The following is a 23,128-nucleotide window of genomic DNA, read 5'->3' on the forward strand; positions in this document are numbered from 1 at the left end:
TTGATTTCAACTCTATTTAAACCTCGCTATTTTACTTACTTCGGTATGGCTTCTTTTCCATTATTGCCTATCCGGTTCTTGTGTGGTGGGAATTGGTATAACTCCTCTTTTCAGAGTACTAAATATTTGGTCTACATCAAAATTCATCTTAGGGTGCCAAATAGGACCATCTAAATGCATATCAATATAGATTGGACTACTATGACCCGGTAGAATGAAAAAGAACCTGACCAAAGAAATTAAAGCAAAGTTGGGTAAAGTTAAATTAGAAGAGATAGACCCTGATGCTTGATCAATTCTAAATTGCAAACTGATTGAACATATGCCATTTTTAACACTTGCTTTTCCTATAACATTTTCAAAAAGTGTACTACCATCGTATATACCATCATGAGCAAGTGTAGAAATTTCAGGTTTATTCCTACTGTTCAATGAATTCATGATAAATGAATTAAAATCCACATTAGCAAACTCTATTTCTTGTGCTTGCAAATTGATTTCCCCTGATAAATTATTAGCCCAATCATAAAAACTTTTTCCTTGAGCTCTAATTTCACCATTTAAGCTTATCCGACCATCTACATTGTCAATTCCTATAGCTTCACCAATTTCTTTGGTGTCCAAATCTGCAATAAGAAATTTTGTATACATTAAGCCTGATCTTAGATAACCTTGGAAAAATATTTGTCCATGTTCTAGTGTGTACCTTGCCTGTCTCACAGTGATAGTGTTATTTCTCATCACTGCATCCAAGTTAAAGTCTTTTAAAACATTCTGCCCAGCCCTAAATTCTGTAGCATTGATCTGCACATTTGCATCAAAGCTTTCTTCACCGTCCCAAAAGTTAAACTGCTTCGTTGACCATTGCACTTGATTTATCTTATTTCTTGAATCCCTTTCTACCTCTATTAAATTCGGCAATTTAAAGATATCTCCATTAAATTTATTTCCTGTAAGGCTTACATCTAACAAGGGCTTAGTATATCTTTGATCTACTAATATCTTTGTGCTACCGGTAATATCACAATCTTCTCCAGATAGCTTAATTTTATCTACGACTAGCTTACCCTTTTCCATTTTTAGCAAGAAATTCAGATCTTTAATTTCTGTACCATTCAATTTAAAATCATTAGCATTGATCTTTATACTTACATCATACTTTAGATTCTTTAGCCATCGCACTTTGGACGAATTACTAAATAACGAATAATCATACTTATCTGCATCAAAATCATGCACACTAAACCTACTATCAATCACATTGTGTTTTTTTGTGTAATTTACCTTGATTGATCCTTGTAAAAACTCTTTATCATTTAGAAATTTGATATCGGAAATAGATAGTACCCTGGGGGCAAAACGCAATTCAGAACTCAGCGTAAACCTATTTTTTTGATCTTCCTTCATCTTTATAAAAGGAAAGAAGCACGAAATGAATGACTTGAAATCATCTCCCTTTACTAATAAATTACCTCTAAACTCAGATAGAGTGTCACTACTTGAAACTTTTCCTGACAAGTAAGATATGTTATTGGCTCCCGGAAATTTAAGTAGCGTGTCAACTTTTATTTTACCATCAGCAAATTTTAATATAGCGTGGGATTTATCCAATATCTTATTTTGGTATTGAATGTTTGAGGCCTCTATATTAAAATCTAAGCTCAAACTCTTTGGCACAACTTTTCTAAAACATTCCAGAAGATCCTTTATATCTATTGTTCCTCGTAAGTCATTTTGCATTGAATCTAAATCAACCTTGCTGAAGCTAATATTGATATTAGTATAATTACTTTTTTTATTGCTTTGTATTGTACCTCTAGCCCGTATGTTTTTGGATTTTATTCTCAGGTCAGTTGCTATGAACTCATTCGCATTGAAGTCGATATTAGATGATATTTCAATGTTTTTACCAGGAATAATATAAGCAAGAAAGCTAAGATTAATAATTTTTGCTAAGTCTCTTATAAAATCAGAACCATTATTAATTGTTAGCGTTAACTTACCCTGTAATCCTACTTGATCTCTGTTGCCTGTAAATAGCAGATTTATAAAACTTGATTCGACATTGATATGTACATTCTTTTTCGCAATATTGACTTTTCCCGAAAAATCATAATTATTACCACTTACCTTTACTTTGCCAGAGAATTGCCTATTTCTTCTTATAGTAACTTCCTTTATGTCAACGATACTGTCATGGTCAGCGAAATTATTGTTTAAACTCACTTGGCCGTCTTTCATTACTATATCAACTACGTCATTGCTTGCTCTTGCATTTATAATATTAATAAAATTTTCTCTATTGCTTTTCATACCAAGCAACGTAATTGACTTTGGTTGTAGCGAAAATAAGAGCAACGATAAAATAGATGGCCTCATCTCAATTTTATTTATGCTAATCAAGGCCGATAATTTTTGTTCCTTATTGTTGTTGCATTGCATATACACGTTATGAATAGTGAGCCTTGGTGTGATTAATAAAACTTCGATTTTCCCTCCAATGTGTACTTTAGCGTTATAAGTCTTTTCTAATTCTTGCACAATGTATTCCTTGTAACTATTCCAGTCCTTAAAAGTTACAACAACTTGTAAGAGGATTAGCACCAAAGAAATCGATAATGTGAAATATACAGAGAGTTTCACAATTTTATATACTTAAAATCACCCATAAACATTAAGTAAAGAGTACCAAAATAAACAACAACACTTAAAACTATCAAAGCTGCTAAATAGATAACACGAGCAAATATTTTGTCGAAGAACAATTCTACTGATAAGGAACTAGAAACATAAAGAGCTATTGACATGACTACCGTTGCTACAAGAATTTTTACAATATTTAATAATAACACTTTGCTAACTTTATACATTTTGTTTATTGTTAAGTAATTAATCAATAGAATAGAATTTATCCAAGTGGAAATGGAAGTAGCAATAGCAATTCCTGTATGCTGATACTTGTTCATCAACAGGAGATTCAACCCCACATTAATTCCAAGGCACGCTAGTGAAAATATAGTTGGTATTTTTAGATTACCTTTAGCAAAGAAAGTGGGGAGTAATACTTTATTTATAATGAATGCAGGCAAAGAAAGAGAAAGTGCTATCAATGTTGGAGCAGTTTGTTGCACTGCATAGCAATCAAACTTACCGTAAGAAAAAAGTGTCAGTAAGATTGTGTTAGGAATAATAATAAAGGCAGCAGTTGTTGGCATAACTAACATTAATCCTATATTAAGAGCCCTGTTCTGTATTTTAACTGTATTTTCAGTATCATTTGCCTGTTTTGAGATTAAAGGAAGAAGCACTGCACCAATTGCAGTACCGACCACTCCCTGCGGCAATTGATTTAGCCTATCAGCATAATATATATAGGACACCGCATTTGGTGTAGAACTTGCCATAATTGTATCAATCCATAGGCTTATCTGAATTACACAATTGTTGACAATTGCTGGTATCACACGCTTAAAAAACAACTTCACTTCATTACTCAATTTCATGCTAAAAAAAAAGACGGCCTTTAATTTATATGCACCAAACAGCATCAACAATAATTGCAACATTCCTCCAATCAGAACAGCTATAGAAAGATTATGAACCGGCGTTTTTATGTAAGGCACAAATAAACTAACGATCAAACAGAGGTTTGAAATAATCGGTGCAATAGCTGTTAAAGCGAAATGTCGCTTAACTTGTAACATCCCTCCAATGAGTGATGCAATTGAAGCAAAGATTATGTAAGGCACCATAATTCTCGACAAAGTTACAGTAAGAGCAAGCTTGTTTTGATCAAATCCAGGAGTAAATATTTGAACCACATAAGGAAAGAAAGTTTGCGTTATGAAACAAAAAATTAATACGATAACAAACGTAATGGATATTACACTACTTGCAAAATTAAATGCTCTTTTATCATCACATGACTCTGCCGAATACAATGGTACAAAAGAGATAGTAAATGCTCCCTCTGCAAAAAACGCTCGAAACAGGTTAGCGAAGCGAAACGAAGAAAAAAATACATCTGCAAGAGAGGTTGCCCCGACAACTATAGCAATTAATATGTCCCTTATTAGTCCTAAGATTCTTGAGACAGCTGTAAAAAAACTAAATGTAAAAATACTTTTAAACATTGCTATTCACCACTACTCTAGACCGCACTTAATGTCAATATAATTGATTATAGTAGCTTAATAGGAATTTATTTTCTGGATTCGTGAACTCCTCTGAAAAACAGCTTTTTGCACTGCCTCGGGTAAGATGAGCGGTAACAGATTAAACGAAAGAACAGTTGTAGAAACAACAGACCTGATAGGTGACTCTAACCGTTATTAACCCATATCCATATGCTCAATGCAGAGCTTAGCAGCCCAGTTAGCACAGGTACTGTTGACTTTTTTGCTAGCACCCAAATAGTTAAATAACAGATAAAATACAGAGAAAAATGGAAAATGCTTCAATGCCACCGCCCACTTACTAAGTTTTTGAAAAAGTTCAAATGTATTAGGAAAAAATGATATAATTAAGTATCGAAATGAGACACCAAAACCGAGAAGTAAGAAAATGCTAAAAGAAATGAGTATTGATGACTCAGTAAGAGCAAAATCTATAGCAGGCGCGAAAGGTGTAAGATATGGAGTTGTAACCAACGTTGAAAATATTCCACAAAAAAACTGTTGTCAGCTTTATCTGCACGAGAAAATATAAAGAGGAATGCCAAACAAGCCACAGAAACATAAACCTATTGCAAATATTATATATAGCAATACCAGTATACAAACAAGAGATTGCACATTAAAACTCCAGCCCACTGCATAACCTATACCATGTAGCGTTAATGTGTTAAGGATAATATCCATACCAATCAACATACTCCAAGGGTGTATAAGTTATTCCATTTAATTTCAACTTAAATGAGTTAATAAGATCATTAATTATTACTGCTGCTTTTAGAGAAAGAACAGGAAAATACAAGGTATAAAGTTAAGTATCACACCTCCAATAAACGCGAACGCTGAATCTATTAGAAACCCCACAACTTTACATACAACGAGAACCATAATACAGTCTGAAGTAAAAGAATCTGCTCAAATAGTCAATTGACTTTTTTTGCTGATATGTTAGAAATTTTACACCTCTTGCACACACGTGTTAGAAATTTCATACTTTGGCGAGTGTAGCTCAGTTGGTAGAGCGTCAGTTTGTGGTACTGAATGTCGCCAGTTCGATCCTGGTCGCTCGCCCCAATAAAATTTTTGCTTCCGAAGATATGAATACTAAATTAGTGTGCAGCTACCCAGTCGGCAAAAACTCTTTAATGGTCTGAAATAAAATTTTCAATGAACGGTTATCAGACATGTTATGTTCTACTGATTTTATCAGATGCACTTCAACATTGGTTGACCTGATCTTTTTAGCCAAATTTAATGAAGTTTGGTAAGGAACATCTTTATCATCAATGCTATGTAATAAACGTACAGGACAGTTTATACCTATTGTCTCTTTATTTAAAAGAAGGTTTTTCCTACCATCTTCTATCAAGTTTTTAGTTATTTTGCATATGCAATGCTCTGAAGTAAAGTCTACCACACTTTTAGAATCTAATTCTTCCTTTTGCTCATGAGATAGCCGATAAAATATTAAATCCTCAGTAAAGTCAGGAGCAGACGACATGCCAATTAGTGCTGCAATTCTTTCCTGAAGTCGAAGAGCAGTGAGCAACATCAGCCACCCTCCCATGCTTGAACCTATAATTATCTGCTTTCCGCTAGTTAATTCACGAACCACTCTAGCACAATTTTCTTGCCAGTCACTTATCGTGTAATCAATAAAATCACCACTTGAATAACCGTGACCAAAGTAATCAAATAACACAAGTGCTATATCATTTTCTTGACAAAATTTATAAATAGCAGTTGCTTTAGTTCCTCTCATACTAGACGCAAATCCACCGAAAAAGACTACAGAAGCTTTTTTTCCTTGTAGCTTGCGATATGCTATGTACTTACCGTTTTCATCAAACAACTTGTTGCAATCCATATTATTTTGGTAAAGCAATCGGATTATCGCTTAATTGACGTAAGTAACTAACTAGATCCGCAATTTCCTGCGGATTAGCAATACCTGCAAATGCCATGCGTGTACCTTTTACATAGGCTTTTGGACTCTTTAAGAAAGCAAATAATTCTTCATATCCCCACTTTCCGCCCTTTTCAAGCACTGCTCTTGAATAATTGAATGAGTCACCAAGGTGTGCTTTTTTGTTTCCAACTATGTTCCATAAGTTTGGTCCTACTTTACTGGCTCCACCTTTGTCAAAACTGTGACAAGCTATACATTTCTTCGCTATTGATTTACCTTTCTCAAAGCTAGCATTTTGCATGAGCGCCCCAATATCGAGTATCACTTGTTCAATTTTTTGCTGAGGTTCATTGCTGCCATCAGCTACTATTGTTTGATGTTCAATATTATATTCTTCTGGACTATAAAACATATCAACTACGTTACTGACTACCATAATGATTAGCCCAGAAAGTAAAATTGACGCTGCAATCTTATTAAGTTCCATAGCTAATTTTTATCAATTAATGTTGCTTAAATTATGCGAATATTCTCACAGACAGCAAACAATTATCTCAGCTCACCAAGGATAAAAATTTCTAATAGTTGGTTGCTGTTTTCATTCAGCCAAAGTAACTTGTGGTCCAATCACATGCCCACCTAGAACAACATATTCCAATAGACTTCCTGCAAACATGCTGTAACAATTGTTCCCATAATAACTTCTGCAGCAGTGCAACAGCTTCTATTTCTGCACCTACTGCTATTGCCACCAAGTTGCAAATACATCAGGAAGAACAGCATTTACGGTTGCAATAAGGCAAATTACAATTGCTACACTTGAGGTCTACCATAGAGATAAAGAGCGGCATCAGAACTTCCTTACATATTTCTCTACAATGCCTTCTTTCCCCTTTCTTTCATTAACTCATTGTGATAGTAACAAGTACAACCCTATAGCCACAAGCACTAGCAAAGCTGGAAATCTGCCACTATTACTAAAGGCAACAGAGCTGTAAAACCAAGTCTTAATCCTATAATAGTTCCCATTACAGCACCCACCTCCACAATTCCCACAACTCTCCTCCATCCCACTGAAATTAGCAAGACTAATCTACTTGCTCATTAAAAGCATACTTATAATTCCTTTTTCTCATACAACTTTCCCTAATGCTTTGTTAAAAAGCACATCGCAGCACTTTTATGTTTAATCTGCAAGTTATTTACTGAAATTATGCTAGCTTCAAAAAATAGTAAATGTAACCGTAGAATAAACTTTAAAATTCTGGTAAAGTAGTTTGTTTCATTTGCAAAATATGTTACTTAGTATTGAAAAACGCAGCATAACAAATGCATTATGGAAATTACGAGAAGCAGATCAAAGGGACGTTTTAACTCTCACTCAGAGATTTGAATTACCAGAAATACTAGCTAGGACACTAGTTGCTCGTGGTGTCAATATAGAAAATGTGGGCAATTTTTTATATCCATTAATTAGGTCGCTATTACCAGATCCCTTTCATCTTCTTGATATGGACAAAGCCGTTTTTCGCATAATACAGGCAATAAACAATGACGAAAATATAGCAATATTTGGTGACTATGATGTTGATGGTGCAACGTCATCAGCACTAATTAGCAGGTACTTAAGAGCAATTGGTATACACTCTATAATCTATATTCCAGATCGTGTTGATGAGGGGTATGGGTTAAACGCAGATGCTTTGTTGCAGCTAAAAAAGAAAGGAGTTGACTTATGCATTTCCGTTGATTGTGGTACGCTTGCATATCAACCAATAGAAGATGCAAAAGGTTTTGGTCTTGATATTATAGTTATTGATCACCACCTTGGCACAGAAAAACTGCCAAATGCTGTAGCAGTTGTAAACCCAAATCGTTTTGATGAAAGTTCTCCTTATAATAGTCTTGCAGCAGTTGGAGTATCATTTCTGCTAACTGTTGCTCTTAACAAAAGCTTGCGTGAGCAAGATTTTTTCGCAGGCAAAAAAGAACCAGATTTATTTGATTTACTGGATTTAGTTGCTCTTGGAACTGTTTGCGATGTTATGCAGATTACTGGCCTAAATAGAGCATTCGTCTCGCAAGGATTAAAAGTTATGTCAGCAAGAAAGAACGTTGGCTTGCGTGTTTTGTTTGATGTTTTAGGAATCTTTGAAAGACCTAGTGCTTCTAGGCTAAGTTTTAATATTGGGCCATGCATAAATGCTGGAGGGAGAATCGGAGAAGCATTGCTAGGTGCAAGATTACTCTCTACAAATGATGAAGAAGAGGCGCATTCCATTGCATTAAAATTGATAGATTTAAATAATGCAAGAAAGATGATGGAAAATGAGGCTATTTTAGAAGCTATGACACAAGTGGAAAAGTCTACGCAGTCAGGCGCAAATTTTATAATGGCAAGTGGCAATTGGCACCAGGGAGTAATTGGTATCATTGCATCAAGACTGAAGGAAAAATTTCACTTACCGACAATAGTAATATCTTTAAACAACAAAATAGGGAAGGCAAGCTGCAGGTCAATTCCCGGAGTCGATATTGGTGCTGCAGTTCTTTCTGCAAAGCGCATGAATTTAATCATTGAAGGTGGCGGCCATAGTATGGCAGCAGGATTTTCGATTAAGGAAGATAAAATAAGTGATCTACATGACTTTTTCACTGGAAGGTTTGTACACTCTACAAATGATAAAGCTTTAAAAGTTGATGGTATAGTAACTGTTAAGGCAATAAACTTATCACTGTGGAATCAACTGCGACGCCTTGAGCCATTTGGTATTGGCAACCCTGAACCGAGGTTTATCATTCAAGGAGCAAAAATCAGGAAGCCTGAAATTGTAGGAGTTGACCATATAAAATGTTTCATCGCCGATGATGACGTTATGGTCAGAGCTATTGCATTTCGTTCTGCAAATACCCATCTTGGTTCTGCTATCATGCAGGGCAATGTTGAAGCTATTTTAGGCAAAATCTCTGTGAATTATTGGAATGGCAATGAATTTGTACAGTTTTTAATAGAAGATGTGTTAGCCATCAGTTGAATTACTGTAGCTACCTGTCAATCTCCCCGAAAACTATATCGAGTGAACCAATAATTGCTGCAACGTCAGCAAGCATATGTCCTTTTGCCATGAAGTCTAGGGCTTGTAAATGTGCAAAGCCAGGTGCTCTTATTCTGCATCTATATGGTCTATTAGTGCCATCTGAAACTATATATACTCCAAACTCGCCTTTTGGTGCCTCAATAGCTACATAAGTCTCACCTTTTGGTACATGATACCCTTCTGAATAAAGTTTAAAATGGTGGATCAGAGCTTCCATAGATCTTTTCATCTCAGTCCTTGGTGGCGGAGAAACCTTTCTATCTTCAGTTTTTACTGGCCCTTTAGGCATTTTCTCTATGCACTGCTTTACCAAACTAACAGACTGTCTAATCTCTTCCATCCTTACTAGATAACGGCTATAACAATCACCATTTTGACCAACAGGTATATCAAAATCTAATTGATCATATATTTCATATGGTTGACTTTTTCGTAGATCCCAAGCAAGCCCAGTAGCGCGCAGCATTGGTCCACTAAAGCCCCAGTCAAGTGCTTGTTCGATTGATATTTCACTGATTCCTACGGTGCGTTGCTTCCATATTCTATTTTCCGTTAAAAGCTCATCTACGTCGTCTATATACTTGGGAAATTGCTCTATAAACCTTGCAATATCCTCGATTAAACCTTCTGGAACATCTGCTGCAACCCCACCTGGCCTGATGTAAGCTGCATGAAACCTTGCACCTGAAGCTCTTTCATAAAATTCCAGTATTTTCTCCCTCTCTTCAAAGAGCCATAAAAGAGGAGTCATTGCACCGACATCAAGTGCTTGAGAGGAAATATTAAGTAGATGATTTAGTATCCTTGTCAGTTCACAAAATAAAACACGCAAATACTTTGCCCTAATCGGAACTTTACATTGCAGCAACTTCTCTACGCATAGTGAATACGCATGCTCTTGTGACATTGGTGATACATAGTCAAGGCGATCAAAATAAGGCAGGGCTTGAAGATAAGTTTTATGTTCTATTAGTTTTTCGGTACCACGGTGCAAAAGCCCAATATGAGGATCAGCCCTTTCAATTATTTCACCATCCATCTCCAAAACAAGACGCAACACCCCATGTGCAGCTGGATGCTGAGGTCCAAAATTTAACATCATTGTCTTTAGATCTGGCATGTCGATAGTTTAAGATATTAGAGTTGTATAGACTAAAGTGCAGAAAGTCAATAGAGACTTCTCGCATAACAAGCCAGTTTTTGGCAGCGCGTTGGGCATCTAACTGTTATTCAATAGAAACTAAAAATTACTTGACAAATCTCGCCAGCACCCTTGCTTATAGCCTGAAGGTATTCAGTCACATTCAATTTGTGCATCACACAGTTAGCATCTTATGTTTTATTTTTTGCACTATATGCACCTTATGTCTCTGCAACGTTAGGTTCTCAATATAAACTGAAACACGCTTGTAAAGCATTTAAGACAGTATAGTACACCAATTTGCAGGATTAAAGAGTGCGCAATTTCTACCACAGGGTATCTTTTACCTTTTTTTCTGCCTAGTAAATTTCTTAAATATTTATGACTAAAGGTTGGTTGCGTTAAAAAGCAGCTGAGTTGCGGTCATTAAGTGTTTAAAACATAAAAAAAACGCCAACGTTTCTAAATAGATATTAATCAGGTCTTCTTTTGCCTTTCTTCTACTTAGTAAATTTCTTAAATATCTATAGCTGAAGCAATTTAAGAATAAACGAAAATGGTGTCATTCCAGCGTTAAGTGCTAGAATAGCTTTTTGCATAGCACCAAAAAATATGGTGATTACTGACAAAATTCATTATGAAATGGCCGCTTAACCATCTAAGAAAAAGCATGCCAGTAAAATAAAAGTCATGCCAATTCCTAACTGTGCAAGAAACGGACAGACAATAATGGAAAAGAAATCATACTGAAACAGGTAAAATAGCAAGGTTTAAGTAGTATTAAACCTAAAATTATTAGATGAAAAAGTTGTGGAATCAGCAAAAGAAATACTAAAAAGAGTATGAAATAACGCACATGTTGCAAAAAAAACAAATGCTGTAATTGCAAGCAAAAAGGCACAGTATAGCATAGCAAAAATATGTTGCATTTTAAGAACAGCATTGTCTACACAGACAAAGCTTCTAAAATTTGGAAGAGAAGAAAAATTGTTTGCTCCCCCTTAACGTCGTAGAGAAATTAGATTAAATCAGAGTCAATTCTGAACAAGTTGAAGTATGGATACAAGAAAATTCCAATATTACCATTAAAGAAATGATACTAATTATCATCGTCAATGAGTCAAATAAGTAATATTGTAGAGTGAGAAAGAGAGGTAATAAATTTGTACAAAGCGCTCTCAAGCAAAGCAATTGTATTACAGACTTTATTACGCAAAATATTCCGTTTTATATACAACCAAAGTCTCTTAATAGGATTGAGCTCAGATGAGTATGATGTAGGTACATAATCTCGATATTTTGGGTGCCTTTAAATCTTTTGACTTATGCCGACTAGCATAATCCACGACAAGAAGGGCTTCCCTCGTTTTTAGATATTGTAACATTTGTTCAAGAAATATTCACACAATCAGTGTTAACATTCGATGCAAACAAGCTAAAACTCTCCCTATTTCTAGGATTAACTGTACTTTAGAGATAAAAATTGTTTTGTCTACCTAGTTTTACTTTAACCTGCGCTTTAACGCCCTTTTTAAATTACCCGTGTCCAACTTTCGAATGTGTGCCTTTTTGCTTGCAATTACAGCATTTAGTTTTTTTGCAACATATACATTACTTCACACTCTTTTCAGCATTTTTTTTACTAATCCACGACTTTTTTTATCCAATAATTTTGATCTCAACTCCCCATTTAAACCTCGCTATTTTACTTACTTCAGCAAGGCTTCTTTTCTATCATTATCTACACGTTCCTTGTACAGTGGGAATTGGTATAAGTATACCAAACAAGAGTTATTTTCCTTTAACGAATCGCAGTTTGCATACATTCAAAAGTTGGACCCGAGCAGCTTAAAAAGGATATTAGAACACAGATTAAAGTAAAATTAGGGTAGATAAAACAATTTTTACCTTAAAGGTACAGTTAATCCTAGAAATGGAGAGAGTTCTAGCTTATTTACACCAAATGTCAACACTGATCGTATGAATATATTTCTTGAACAAATGTCACAATATCTAAGAACATGATAGACCTTTTTTGTCATGGGCTGTACTAGTTAGTATAAGTCAAAAAATTTAAAGGTACTAAAATATCGGGGTTTGCACCTACCACCATACTCACCTGAGCTCAATCCTATTAAGAGACTTTGGTTGTATATAAAACAGAACATTTTACATAATAAAGTTTATAATACAATTGCTTTGCTTGAAAGCGCTTTGTGTAAATTTATTACCTCTCTGTTCTTACTCTGCAATGTCACTCATTTAACCTGTCAACAATGAGAATTAGTATAAGATGATAACACTGTTACACTGCCTGAATTAGCATCCTTAATGACGCGTTATAGCCTAGTCCAGAATTACCCGACCAATTTTTAACCTAGTGCTCAACCTGCTACAGCATGAAATAAGATTATACCATCTTCTCAAACTCCCCATCAAGATTCACTGTTATATCCATAATATCGTTACTTTCATTTTAACCCACTAATACGTACATTAAATTTTTTAACACAAAATAACCATAAAAGCCTGAGTAGATGACATGGAAATACACACCACAGCTGTGGTGTGTACTAAGCCAATTAGAAAGAAAACTTCATACCAGTAAGGAAGAGAACCCCTTGGTTAGAAGGCGCTATGTCCGAACTATCTTTTTTTGTAATCTTATACCCATCACCTTGCTTCTCATCAGTTTTAAAATAATGGAGAGATGCATAAGGAACAAACTTTCCCTTACTGCAAGCAGGAGAGAGATCATACTGTATACCAAATGCAACATCGTGAAGCTTATCTCCATCACTCATCTTGCTACCAAAGTACGTCAAGCTTGTGTAGAAATTCTCATGCTGATAACCAGCTCCTGCAGTCCAATACATAGTATTTTTATCATCTCCTTTAAACTGATCTTCGAGCCCTTTCACCCTCTTATCATCATCAGTAACACCTTTACCATCAATTTTTTGATAGGCATTACCAACCAACTTTTCAATACCCATTGGTTGACCAGATTTGCCTAAATATGCAAAAGAGGTAGCAAATTTTACACCTTGATTCTCATTAATATTGTAGTCAGCGCTTATGCCTAAATTAACACCCATCAGGTTATTGTACTCCACATATTCCCTATAAGCATACTTAGTACTATCTGGTTCTTTTGCTTGACCATATTCACCAACTGCAGCAACCTTAACCTTTACCTCACGTTTACTAAAGTCATACTCATATGATACACCAGCACTTACTATGTGCTCATAGCCTGGACCAACATGTTTTATATCATCACCGTCCTTTATAACAAACAAATTATTGTTATAGCGAGGTGAGTAGCTAACACCAAATCTTGCACCCACATAACTTGGCGAGTAGTAAGCAACTCTAAATGGCAATGTAGCCGCCATAACGTCTTTATGATATTTCCCTGCCATGCGGAAAGAAAGTTTTTCACTTTCGCTTGAGAAACTTTCAGTGTAAAGACGTGGTGTTACGTAAAATGGAAAGCTTGCAGCACTTCCTTCTAAGTTCACTTTTCTAAACCAGTCACTATCTGCAGCTCCATCAATAGTTGCAATCCTTGTTGCATCAAGCCTCATCAGAGCCTCAGGACCAAATTGATAACCAAGTTTTAAGTCACCATACTTCGAACTCAAAAATACATGTGCACTTCTGCCCCTTGCAGCACGAACACCCTGTGAAGCTCCTCTACCTTCTGTTACCGGAACTTGAAATTGCACATCAGCACCATAGAGAAGACCCTTATCTTCATTTTTATTCTCTGCCCTTAAGTGCAATATTGCATCTGCAATCATACCCATGTCCTCGCTATAATCACCGATATTTCCTATTTCACTAGGAAATATTGGGTTTACTCCTTTTACCCTGTCCGAAGCACCCTCATAGTAACCCGTAGATTTGCCTGACATAACATTATAGCGTTTATAATTTTCATCACTTGGCCCAGCTTTGCCATAACCTTGAGCATCAACAACGCCACCAAAAGTTATTTTCAAACCACTTATTCCTTGGTTAGTATCGACAACATCAACGCTACTAACCGAGACAACAGGGCTTGTTTTACCTTTTTTCTCTACATTTTGATTAACAACTTTTACATCTTTCTTTAAATCCTTCTCTACATCTCTAGCTTTCTGAGTTTTTGCACCTCTAGCCTTTGAACTCTCTACATTAGAGTTCCTAGCATTTAAAGGTTCTATTTTCTTTTCACTTGCTAGACTTGTCCTCCTTTTTTTCTTTTCAGTTAGCTCTTCTTTCTTTTTCTGAGCTGCTAATTTGAGCTCCTCTTTCTTCTTAATCTCTTCAGCTTTTTTTCTTGGATCAGCATTACATATCCTATCCATCTTCTCTTTTAGCCTTTTGTTTGATGTCTTCATAACTTCCATTTTCTCAGAAGTTATGGTTGACTCTGTGTTCTCTTGCTTTTTTACTTCCTTCATACTTTCATTAAAAGAGTCAGCAGCAAAACTGCTGAAAGAACATAAAGTTAATAAAGAAGCTAGAGCAGTTCTAGTGTGGGTAAATTTTTTCATGAAGTGCCCCCAAAAAATTTCAAAATCATTATCTTAAACATAAATAGTACAAAAATGTTGAAAATTCAACTTAAAGCAACCTTATAGCTAAAACAAGAACAAAATGCAATACCTCAAAACAACTTTTTAATATCTTCAACATGCATGCTAACTAAAATTAGCATAGAGGTTTTCCACTTGTCACTCATGTTATAACCCCAATATTCATTCCATGGAAATAAAATTTTTCTACGATTAGACAATAAAATATTTTATTAATTGCTAAATAATAGCAATAGTTATTGACAACAATACCAATTTGTAGCATAGCTAAGTAATATTGTTTAGTTTTTTAAATGTAAGGATTTTAGTTTCCTACGCAATGGTTTAGTACTACAGGCAGTATAAATTCAAAAAATAACAATTAAATCACAGAATCTATGATAAAAGATAACGACGAATTTAAGATCATTGATAAGCTTGCAAATCATTGCGATTAAAATGAAGTATATTCTTTACCTTTTTTCTTATACTAGTTCCCATTGTTAACAGGTCAAATAAGCGACATTACAGAGTTGTGCAATTGCGGAGTAAGAACAGAGAGGTAATAAATTTGTATAAAGCGCTCTCAGCAAAGCAATTGTATTATAGACTTTATTACGCAAAATGTTCTGTTTTACATATAACTAAAGTCTCTCAAGTGGTAGACATACAATCTCAATATTCTTAGGTACCTTTAAATTTTTTAGCTTATGCCAACTAGTATAATCCATAATAAGAAATGCATTTCATGCTCTTAAACATTGCAACATTTGTTCAAGAAATATATTCATACAATCAGTGTTGATATTCGATGCAAATAAGCTAGAACTCTCTTTACTTCTAAGATTAACTGCATTGTAGAGATAAAAGCTTTTTCTACCTAACTTTACTTTAACCTGTGTTCTAACACCCTTTCAAAACCCCCCACATCCAACTCTCAAATGTATACCAACCGGCATAATACACGAAAACCTCATTTCTTGCATATTATGGTGTGCTGTAGACTTCTGACATTCAAGCCAAACTTTTCCTAGATTCTTATTCTCATTTCTTTAATGGTAATATTAGAGTTTTCCTACATCCATACTTCAACCCGTTTAAACTGACTTTGATTCAATCTAGTTTTCCTACAACGTTGAAGGGAAGTAGACAATTTTTCTTCTCTTCCAAATTTTAGGCACTTTACCCATGTAGTTAATGCTGTTCTTGAAATGTAACATATTTTTGCTGTTGCTATACCGTACTTTTTTGTTACAATTACAGCATTTAGTTTTTTTGCACATATGCGTTACTTCGTACTTTCTTCAGCGTTTCCTTTGCTAATTCCACAACTTTTCCATCCAATAATTTTAATTTCAATGCCATTTAAACCTCGCTATTTTATTTACTTCAGCACGGCTCCTTTCCCATTATTATTTATCTGTTCTTATACAGTGGGAACTAGCACTAGAACATAGGTTAAAGTAAAATTAGGTAGAAAAAGTTTTTACCTCTACTTGGCACAAGCTAAAAAATTTAAAGGCACTAAAAATATCGAGATTATATACCTACCACCATACCCACCTGAGCTCTCTATATTGAGAGACTTTAGTTATATGCAAAACAGAACATTTTGTGTAATAAAGCCTATAACACAATTGCTTTGCTTGAGAGCACTTTGTGCAATTTTACTACCTCTCTGTTCTTACTCCGCAATTACACAACTCCGTAATGCACTTATTTGACTCACTAAGAATCAGTATCAGATAGAATTCATCTCCTAAAAGGATCATATACATCCATTTCCCTAGTGCTGCCCCTTTTCAATTTTTCATTTAATAATCTTAGAAGGGGCTGTAAATCTTCACTAACCGATAAGCACAGCACCTCTTTATTAAGATAATTGGCTAGATGCTTCTTTTTTTCAAAAATTTCTACTTCCCTCAACAAATCGCATTTGTTTAACATTACAATTTCTTCTTTTTTAACAAGATCACTATTGTAAAGTTCCAACTCATTGCGCGTACAATTATAAGCTGAAATGACATTATCATGAGTTACATCAATTAAATGCAATAAAATTTTGCACCTTTCTACGTGTTTTAAAAATTTATGCCCAAGTCCAACTCCAAGGTGGGCATTAGTAATTATTCCAGGAATGTCTACTATTACAATTTCGCTATTATCCACTTTTGCCACACCTAAATGAGGTTTTATGGTAGTAAACGGATAATCTCCTACCTTTGTATCTGCATTTGAGCAGCGAGTTAAAAATTTAGATTTACCTGCATTTGGCATACCAATAATACCAATATCAGATAAAACTTTGAGCTTTAATATTACATATTTTCCTTCACCAGGCTGACCATAAGTAAAACGCTTTGGTACTCTATTAGCAGAAGATTTAAAATTAGTATTCCCAAGTCCACCTTTTCCACCTTGCGCTATTAAAAATTCCATGCCAGGCTTATTAAAGTCTACTATTACCTCTTCACTTTCCCCATCGACTACTTGTGTGCCAACTGGCACCTTAAGTACAACGTTTTCCCCAGCTGTACCAGATCTATCCCTACTCGCACCACTTTTTCCATTACCTGCTTTAATGTGTCTCCTATAACGAAAATTAAGCAAAGTGTTGAGATTTGCATTACTAACAAAAATTATGTTTCCACCCTTTCCTCCATTACCACCATTTGGACCACCAAATTCAACAAATTTTTCTCGACGAAAACTTGCACAACCATTGCCACCATCACCTGCTTTTAAATATAATTTAACCTCGTCTATAAAGTCCATGCTAACCCACGATAATATTTGGCACTTCTTCCCAATGCACCCTCTATTCTCATTAGCTCATTATACTTTGCAAGCCTATCAGAACGTGATAGCGAACCAGTCTTTATTTGCCCACAATTTGATGCAATCGCTATATGAGATATTGTTGCGTCTTCTGTTTCACCTGAGCGGTGAGAAATAACAGCTTTATAGCCACCTGATCTTGTCATTCTAATAGCAGCAAAAGTTTCTGTTAACGTTCCTATCTGATTTGGTTTGATTAGTACAGCATTTGCCATTTTTTCCTCTATCCCTTTGCGTATTAGCTCACAATTTGTAACGAACAAATCATCTCCGACCAACTGAACTTCACTTCCTAGCTTTGCAGTAAGCAACTTCCAACCTTCATAATCGTCCTCACTCATCGCATCTTCCATGGAAGCTATTGGGTATTTTCTTATAAGGTCACAATAGTATTCAACCAGTTCCTCTGAAGGAAGCTCCTTATTTGCAAACTTGTAAACTTTATTTTTATAAAAAGCAGATGAAGCAATATCAAGCCCTAGTGCAAAATGATTCTGTGTCGAATAATTGGCAGATTCTATAGCTTGCATGATTAAGTCAAGTGCTTCTTCGGTGCTTTCAATATTTGATGCAAAACCACCTTCATCTCCTACATTTGTGCTATAACCTTTTTTTCTAAGAATGCTACGTAAATTATGAAATACCTCTGCAGACATTCTGATCGCTTCACTGAAGGCCTCAGCTCCAATAGGAAGAATCATAAATTCTTGAAAATCAAGTTTATTGTCTGCATGCGCTCCACCATTAATTATGTTAATCAGTGGAAACGGCATAACATTTGCCTGCTCTCCTCCCAAATATTTATACAAGGGCATTTTGAAACTGTTTGCCGCCGCTTTTGCAGATGCAAGAGATACCCCTAAAGTTGCATTTGCCCCGAGCCTAGACTTATTTCTTGTCCCATCTAACTCTATTAACGCTTCATCAACTGAACTTTGGTCTACTGCATCCATTCCAATGATCGCATCTGCTATTACTCCATTAACTGCTTGAACAGCCTTCAGCACTCCTTTGCCACAATACCTTTTTTCGTCCTGATCCCTCAATTCCAAGGCTTCTAGTTTTCCGGTTGAAGCTCCAGAAGGTATAGATGCTCTACCTGTTGCTCCATCACAGAGCTCAATTTCCACCTCAATAGTGGGGTAACCCCTGCTGTCTAAAATTTCCCTTGCAAATACATTATTAATTATTCTTTTTATCATATTAAACCTCTACTCCAACATAAACACCACAGTTTCTCTTGCTAGCCTAGCTACATTATTACCAGCACCAATAAATAGTACAATATCACCTGAATTTGTCGAATCACTGATAAAATTTGAAATGAGTAAAGCATCATCCATAATCTTTACGTTATTAAATCCATTATTGATTAAAGCCTCTTGTATATCATCAATCCTACAACCAGGAATAGGTTTATCTTCTGGAGGATGAATAGGAACAAGGATTATATAGTCAAACATCATGAAAATTCGTATGAATTCATTAAAGAAATTATGGATACGAGCGAAACGAAGCAGCTCGATAATGCCTATTATCTTCCCTTTAGCAATTGAACGTGCTGCTGTTAAAGTTGCCTGTATTTCACTTGGATGATGGGCATAATCTTCAATTAACTTAACGCCTTTAATATCGGCTACTAAAGAAAACCTTCTCGCAACTCCTTTAAATCCCAAAAGGCCTTTCTTAATATCTAAATCGTTAACTCCCAGCTTCATTGCAACCGATATCGCAGCTAAGGCATTGCTAACCTTATGTATCCCTATTGCGTTTGATAGCACTACATTTTTTATAATTCTGGATCTCACTGGTGTCATTTGAGTAGACAATAAAGGGGGAACTGCTGTAATTCCAGCACATGACACTGGGATCCAGTGACTTCTACTTATACTGCAATCATCAATCAACACATCAAATTCTATACTGTTATTATATTGCCTGATGTTCCTTGCTTTGATATTAATCGCTTTTGCATGGTGTGACGCCAATTTTTTTTTCTGAATCCCAATGTCACACACTGGGGTAACAAAGAGAGATTGGATAACAAAGGGATAAACACCCTCAATTCCAAATGTTACGTAACTACTTTTGCTATCGCTAATTCCTACAGAATTAGGCAAAATTGCAAAATCTGCACTGTTTATAAATCGAGAAAATGCATTTTTGATATTATCAAATGTTCCATAGTGGTCTATATGGTCATCATTAATACTTGTTATAACAGCAATATTTGCGGGGATTTTTAGCATAGTTCCATCAGAGTCATCAGCTTCAATTAAAAAAATGTCACTCTTACCAAGTCTTGAGTTATTTTGATAGGAGTTTAATATCCCCCCCACAATCACAGTTGCATCAGCACCAGAATGATCAAAAATAGAAGCAATCATGGCCGTTGTTGTTGTCTTTCCACTTGAACCAGAAACCGCTATCACATACTTATCTTTCACAATCTCAGCAAGTATGTCTGACCTATGCAAAATAGCCTTATTGTTATTCCTCGCTGCAACTAATTCCACATTATCAGATTTTATGGCGGAAGAATATACAACTACTTGAGCTTGTTTAATATTATTGGCGTTATGACCAGTATAGATCTCCATACCCAGCTTTTGTAACCTATCTACATTGTTGCTCGATTGCGCATCACTACCTTGAACTTTATAATTGGAATTATGAAGAATTTCAGCAATAGCACTCATTCCAATTCCACCTATACCAATTATATGTATTATTCCTTCCTGAATATCATTCATATTTAGCAGCAGACTTTTACTTATTACTAAATTTATTATAATCTAATTTAAAATCCTCATGATATCGCCCCCTTTATTAAATACAATAATAAAAAACCCAGCCCTTCCATGCCTAACATTTATTTTGGCAAATAGTTGCAATTTTCGCAACAGATGTAATGACACTGCAGGCTATTACAAAACTGATAATAGCTATACAATAAATGATATAACTTACCACCCCAAGCATTACAACCATTATGAAGAAATAGAGGTAGCATCATGGTATAGAATAAAAGACCATGACATACTTACAGCAAACGGTGAAGTGTCTAACCATCACTTGATTTCTGCGGCGCATAAGATTCTATCTCACCATGCTTTATTCTCGTCACCAACTCAGAAAACGGAAGAAAGCTTGTTGTAAGAGTTAACGAAAGAGGACCTGAGGGTAGGATAACAAACTTGTCAGAAAAGGCAGCAAAAGTTTAGGGCTTTATAAAGTTAGGCTTGCAAAAGCAAAAGTGCAATATTTAAGGAAAATATCAGAATAATTAATACAAAAAATTCCCCATTATAGAAAGCAACATGAAAAAGAAATGCAGAAACGTCACCCGAAACAAGACAATGCGGAAAGCAAGGGATACATCGCATTTTTGAAAATGCTCAGACTGCCAAATCAGCTGCACCAAAGCCTCGTAACCAAGGAATAAAAAACATTAGATTGTTTTCTCAAGACAACCAATATTGCGCGAAAGCGAGTGTAGTAAGAGTTAGATTACGAACTTAGCAATGATCGATTGAAAGGTTTAGTGAGCAATGCCAATTTCCACTATGCAAGAAACGTACAGACAATAATAGAAAAGAAGCCATGCTGTAAGTAAAATAGCAAAAGTTAAATGGCATTAAAATCAAAATTATTGGATGAAAAAGTCGTGGAATCAGCAAAAGAAATGCTAAAGAAAGTATGAATAACGTATATGCTGCAAAAAAACTAAATGCTGTAATTGCAGCAAAAAAGCACAGTGTAACAGCCGCAGCAAAAAGCTGCATTTCAAGAACAGCACCAACTGCATGGATAAAGCACCTAAAATTTGGAAAGGACAAAAAATTGTTTACTCTCTCAGCGCAGTAAAAAACTAGATTGAATCAGAGTCAATTTGAACAAGTTGAAGTGCGGATATAAGAAAACCCTAATATCACCATTTAAAAATAAGAATCCAGAAAAAATTTGGCTTGAATGTCAGCAAGTCCACAGCAATATGCAAAAAATGAAGTTTTCATATATTACCCAAGATCAATTCACAATAAACAAGACAAAGGCAGACAGGAATAGTTTAAAATTTAATGAGACTATTGGAAAGTATCCTAAAAAAGTTACTTTTCTCTGATAAATCGCGGTTTAGCACACATTCGAAAGTTAGATACGGAGGGATAAAAGGGCATTAAAACGCAGGTTAAAGTAAAATTAAGTAGACAAATTTTTATCTCTACAACGCAGTTAATCCTAGAAAGGGAGGGAGTTCAGCTTATTTACACCGAATGGTCAACACTAATTGTATGAATATATTTCTTGAACAAATGTCACAATATTAAAAACAAGAGAAGCCCTTCTTATCATGGATTATACTAATCGGCATAAGTCAAAAATTTACAAGTATCTAAAAATATCGAGATTATCACCTACCACCATACTCACCTGAGTTCAATCTTACTGAGAGACTTCGGTTGTATATAAAACAGAACAGTTTGTGCAATAAAGTCCATAACACAATTGCTTTACTTAAGAGCGCTTTGTGCAAACTTATTCCTCTTTTTTCACTCTGCAATTAAACAACTCTGTAATGTCACTTACTTGATTTGTTAACAATGAGAAATAAGAATTAGCATGAGGCATGTCAATGAAGAGTATATACAAGTTTAAGTTGATAGAGAAAGAAAAATTATTCTTGCTATGCCATAAGTACGTTCCAAGATTACACTAAAGTTTTTACTGCACTGAAAATCTTCGTTTCTTCTAATCTCTAAAATTAGAGATGCATCATTACTTAACCAGCCTGAATTAGCTAATCCGTCTAAAGTTGAGTCAACTAGATTACTATGATAAGGCGGATCTATAAAAACTATGTCACATTTTGAAATAGGTTTTGGCAATGCGTTAGCACTGCAACAAATTGGTGTAATACTGTCTATAATACCAAGATCTTTTGCTGTTTTTTTAGGTAATTGCAAATTATAATAGTCTGAATCTACCATGAACGCATGTTTAGCACCGCGAGAAAGCGCTTCAATCGAAAAAGAACCACTACCACAGAACAAATCAAGTACATTCAAGTTGTAAATACTTTTCTTTGAGGAGAGTATGTTAAATATTGCTTCTCGGACAATACTTGTAGTTGGCCGCGCAGCTAAATGCTTACCTGTAGTCATTTTTCTTCCACGATATTTTCCTGCAATAACACGCAGCATATTAAATGAGCTCCAAAGTAAACAATTATTTAATAATATATAATTAATGTCAATATGACTTGAGCAGCTTATACCCATTCCCACTGTACAAGGAATAGATAGACAATAATAGAAAAGAAGCCATACAAAAGTAAATAAAATAGCGATGATTAAGTAGCTTTGAAATCAAAATTGTTGTGAAAAAGTTATGGAATCAGCAAAAGA

The 23,128-nt window shown here is 35.1% G+C and carries 16 protein-coding genes, 1 tRNA gene and 3 pseudogenes; 6 read left to right on the top strand and 14 right to left on the bottom strand.

Going from position 1 to position 23,128, the window contains the following annotated elements:
• Positions 1 to 60: 60 nt before the first annotated feature.
• Together GO684_RS03690 and murJ are read right to left on the bottom strand one after the other, a co-directional pair.
• Positions 61 to 2,643: an AsmA family protein gene (locus GO684_RS03690; RefSeq protein WP_175939043.1), complete on the bottom strand. Its 2,583-nt coding sequence runs from the start codon at positions 2,641 to 2,643 to the stop codon at positions 61 to 63.
• Complete coding sequence (gene murJ, locus GO684_RS03695) at positions 2,640 to 4,133, bottom strand: murein biosynthesis integral membrane protein MurJ (protein ID WP_175939045.1); 1,494 nt, start codon at positions 4,131 to 4,133, stop codon at positions 2,640 to 2,642. The genes GO684_RS03690 and murJ overlap by 4 nt, the downstream gene beginning before the upstream one ends.
• A gap of 442 nt (positions 4,134 to 4,575) precedes the next feature.
• On the opposite strand from murJ, the gene GO684_RS05615 reads away from it, so the two are divergent.
• Both GO684_RS05615 and GO684_RS03700 read left to right on the top strand, forming a co-directional pair.
• Positions 4,576 to 4,707, top strand: coding sequence for a hypothetical protein (locus GO684_RS05615; RefSeq protein WP_255419659.1), 132 nt, complete (start codon positions 4,576 to 4,578; stop codon positions 4,705 to 4,707).
• A gap of 463 nt (positions 4,708 to 5,170) precedes the next feature.
• Positions 5,171 to 5,246: transfer RNA gene (locus GO684_RS03700), tRNA-His, on the top strand.
• A gap of 46 nt (positions 5,247 to 5,292) precedes the next feature.
• Here the strand turns inward: GO684_RS03700 and GO684_RS03705 are convergent.
• From GO684_RS03705 to GO684_RS03720, 4 genes are all read right to left on the bottom strand, one after another.
• Entirely contained in the window at positions 5,293 to 6,039 is a 747-nt protein-coding gene (locus GO684_RS03705; protein ID WP_175939047.1) for an alpha/beta hydrolase, read from the bottom strand.
• A gap of 1 nt (position 6,040) precedes the next feature.
• The gene (locus GO684_RS03710) at positions 6,041 to 6,568 is read right to left on the bottom strand and encodes a c-type cytochrome (RefSeq protein ID WP_175939049.1); all 528 of its coding nucleotides are present in this window, start codon (positions 6,566 to 6,568) and stop codon (positions 6,041 to 6,043) included.
• Positions 6,569 to 6,683: 115 nt separating this feature from the next.
• Positions 6,684 to 6,833 carry a hypothetical protein gene (locus tag GO684_RS03715; RefSeq protein ID WP_175939051.1) on the bottom strand — a complete coding sequence of 50 codons (150 nt, stop codon included), beginning with the start codon at positions 6,831 to 6,833 and terminating at the stop codon, positions 6,684 to 6,686.
• A 196-nt stretch (positions 6,834 to 7,029) separates the two neighbouring features.
• A complete protein-coding gene (locus GO684_RS03720) occupies positions 7,030 to 7,167 on the bottom strand; it encodes a hypothetical protein (RefSeq protein WP_175939053.1) in 138 nt (45 codons plus the stop codon).
• A gap of 209 nt (positions 7,168 to 7,376) precedes the next feature.
• Here GO684_RS03720 and recJ point away from each other — a divergent pair, with 209 nt between their 5' ends.
• Positions 7,377 to 9,116, top strand: a complete 1,740-nt coding sequence (gene recJ / locus GO684_RS03725; protein ID WP_175939056.1) for a single-stranded-DNA-specific exonuclease RecJ — start codon at positions 7,377 to 7,379, stop codon at positions 9,114 to 9,116.
• A gap of 10 nt (positions 9,117 to 9,126) precedes the next feature.
• Here recJ and GO684_RS03730 read toward each other — a convergent pair whose 3' ends face one another.
• Together GO684_RS03730 and GO684_RS06055 are read right to left on the bottom strand one after the other, a co-directional pair.
• Positions 9,127 to 10,299: an NADH-quinone oxidoreductase subunit D gene (locus GO684_RS03730; RefSeq protein ID WP_175939058.1), complete on the bottom strand. Its 1,173-nt coding sequence runs from the start codon at positions 10,297 to 10,299 to the stop codon at positions 9,127 to 9,129.
• A gap of 1,141 nt (positions 10,300 to 11,440) precedes the next feature.
• Positions 11,441 to 11,886: pseudogene (locus tag GO684_RS06055) on the bottom strand (transposase); the annotation flags it as partial.
• Positions 11,887 to 12,417: 531 nt separating this feature from the next.
• On the opposite strand from GO684_RS06055, the gene GO684_RS05815 reads away from it, so the two are divergent.
• On the top strand, positions 12,418 to 12,600 hold the full coding sequence (locus GO684_RS05815; protein WP_175939060.1) for a transposase: 183 nt from the start codon (positions 12,418 to 12,420) through the stop codon (positions 12,598 to 12,600).
• Positions 12,601 to 12,902: 302 nt separating this feature from the next.
• Here the strand turns inward: GO684_RS05815 and GO684_RS03740 are convergent, their stop codons facing one another.
• The 5 genes and pseudogenes from GO684_RS03740 to GO684_RS03760 form a co-directional block, all read right to left on the bottom strand.
• Positions 12,903 to 14,864: a WD0745 family porin gene (locus GO684_RS03740; RefSeq protein WP_175939062.1), complete on the bottom strand. Its 1,962-nt coding sequence runs from the start codon at positions 14,862 to 14,864 to the stop codon at positions 12,903 to 12,905.
• Between the two features lie 524 nt (positions 14,865 to 15,388).
• Positions 15,389 to 16,250 (bottom strand): annotated as a pseudogene (locus tag GO684_RS03745) (transposase).
• A gap of 387 nt (positions 16,251 to 16,637) precedes the next feature.
• Positions 16,638 to 17,660: an Obg family GTPase CgtA gene (gene cgtA, locus GO684_RS03750; RefSeq protein WP_175939064.1), complete on the bottom strand. Its 1,023-nt coding sequence runs from the start codon at positions 17,658 to 17,660 to the stop codon at positions 16,638 to 16,640.
• The gene (gene eno / locus GO684_RS03755; RefSeq protein WP_175939067.1) at positions 17,648 to 18,925 is read right to left on the bottom strand and encodes a phosphopyruvate hydratase; all 1,278 of its coding nucleotides are present in this window, start codon (positions 18,923 to 18,925) and stop codon (positions 17,648 to 17,650) included. The genes cgtA and eno overlap by 13 nt, the downstream gene beginning before the upstream one ends.
• A 9-nt stretch (positions 18,926 to 18,934) precedes the next feature.
• Positions 18,935 to 20,476 carry a UDP-N-acetylmuramate--L-alanine ligase gene (locus tag GO684_RS03760; RefSeq protein ID WP_175939069.1) on the bottom strand — a complete coding sequence of 514 codons (1,542 nt, stop codon included), beginning with the start codon at positions 20,474 to 20,476 and terminating at the stop codon, positions 18,935 to 18,937.
• A 58-nt stretch (positions 20,477 to 20,534) separates the two neighbouring features.
• Between GO684_RS03760 and GO684_RS05280 the strand changes: the two genes are divergently transcribed.
• On the top strand, positions 20,535 to 20,882 hold the full coding sequence (locus GO684_RS05280; RefSeq protein ID WP_246228217.1) for a hypothetical protein: 348 nt from the start codon (positions 20,535 to 20,537) through the stop codon (positions 20,880 to 20,882).
• Positions 20,883 to 21,354: 472 nt separating this feature from the next.
• Positions 21,355 to 22,322 (top strand): annotated as a pseudogene (locus GO684_RS03770) (IS630 family transposase).
• 53 nt (positions 22,323 to 22,375) lie between these two features.
• Here the strand turns inward: GO684_RS03770 and rsmD are convergent.
• On the bottom strand, positions 22,376 to 22,924 hold the full coding sequence (rsmD, locus tag GO684_RS03775) for a 16S rRNA (guanine(966)-N(2))-methyltransferase RsmD (protein ID WP_175939071.1): 549 nt from the start codon (positions 22,922 to 22,924) through the stop codon (positions 22,376 to 22,378).
• Positions 22,925 to 23,128 lie beyond the last annotated feature (204 nt).

It is taken from the genome of Wolbachia endosymbiont of Litomosoides brasiliensis (assembly GCF_013366805.1).
In the GTDB taxonomy this organism is placed as follows: domain Bacteria; phylum Pseudomonadota; class Alphaproteobacteria; order Rickettsiales; family Anaplasmataceae; genus Wolbachia.

Coding starts and splice junctions, on each gene's coding strand:
- GO684_RS05280 (WP_246228217.1), top strand. CDS start 20,535: ATGATATCGCCCCCTTTATTAAATACAATAATAAAAAACCCAGCCCTT.
- cgtA (WP_175939064.1), bottom strand. CDS start 17,660: ATGGACTTTATAGACGAGGTTAAATTATATTTAAAAGCAGGTGATGGT.
- GO684_RS03730 (WP_175939058.1), bottom strand. CDS start 10,299: ATGCCAGATCTAAAGACAATGATGTTAAATTTTGGACCTCAGCATCCA.
- GO684_RS03710 (WP_175939049.1), bottom strand. CDS start 6,568: ATGGAACTTAATAAGATTGCAGCGTCAATTTTACTTTCTGGGCTAATC.
- GO684_RS03760 (WP_175939069.1), bottom strand. CDS start 20,476: ATGAATGATATTCAGGAAGGAATAATACATATAATTGGTATAGGTGGA.
- GO684_RS03740 (WP_175939062.1), bottom strand. CDS start 14,864: ATGAAAAAATTTACCCACACTAGAACTGCTCTAGCTTCTTTATTAACT.
- GO684_RS03705 (WP_175939047.1), bottom strand. CDS start 6,039: ATGGATTGCAACAAGTTGTTTGATGAAAACGGTAAGTACATAGCATAT.
- rsmD (WP_175939071.1), bottom strand. CDS start 22,924: ATGCTGCGTGTTATTGCAGGAAAATATCGTGGAAGAAAAATGACTACA.
- murJ (WP_175939045.1), bottom strand. CDS start 4,133: ATGTTTAAAAGTATTTTTACATTTAGTTTTTTTACAGCTGTCTCAAGA.
- GO684_RS05615 (WP_255419659.1), top strand. CDS start 4,576: ATGAGTATTGATGACTCAGTAAGAGCAAAATCTATAGCAGGCGCGAAA.
- eno (WP_175939067.1), bottom strand. CDS start 18,925: ATGATAAAAAGAATAATTAATAATGTATTTGCAAGGGAAATTTTAGAC.
- recJ (WP_175939056.1), top strand. CDS start 7,377: ATGTTACTTAGTATTGAAAAACGCAGCATAACAAATGCATTATGGAAA.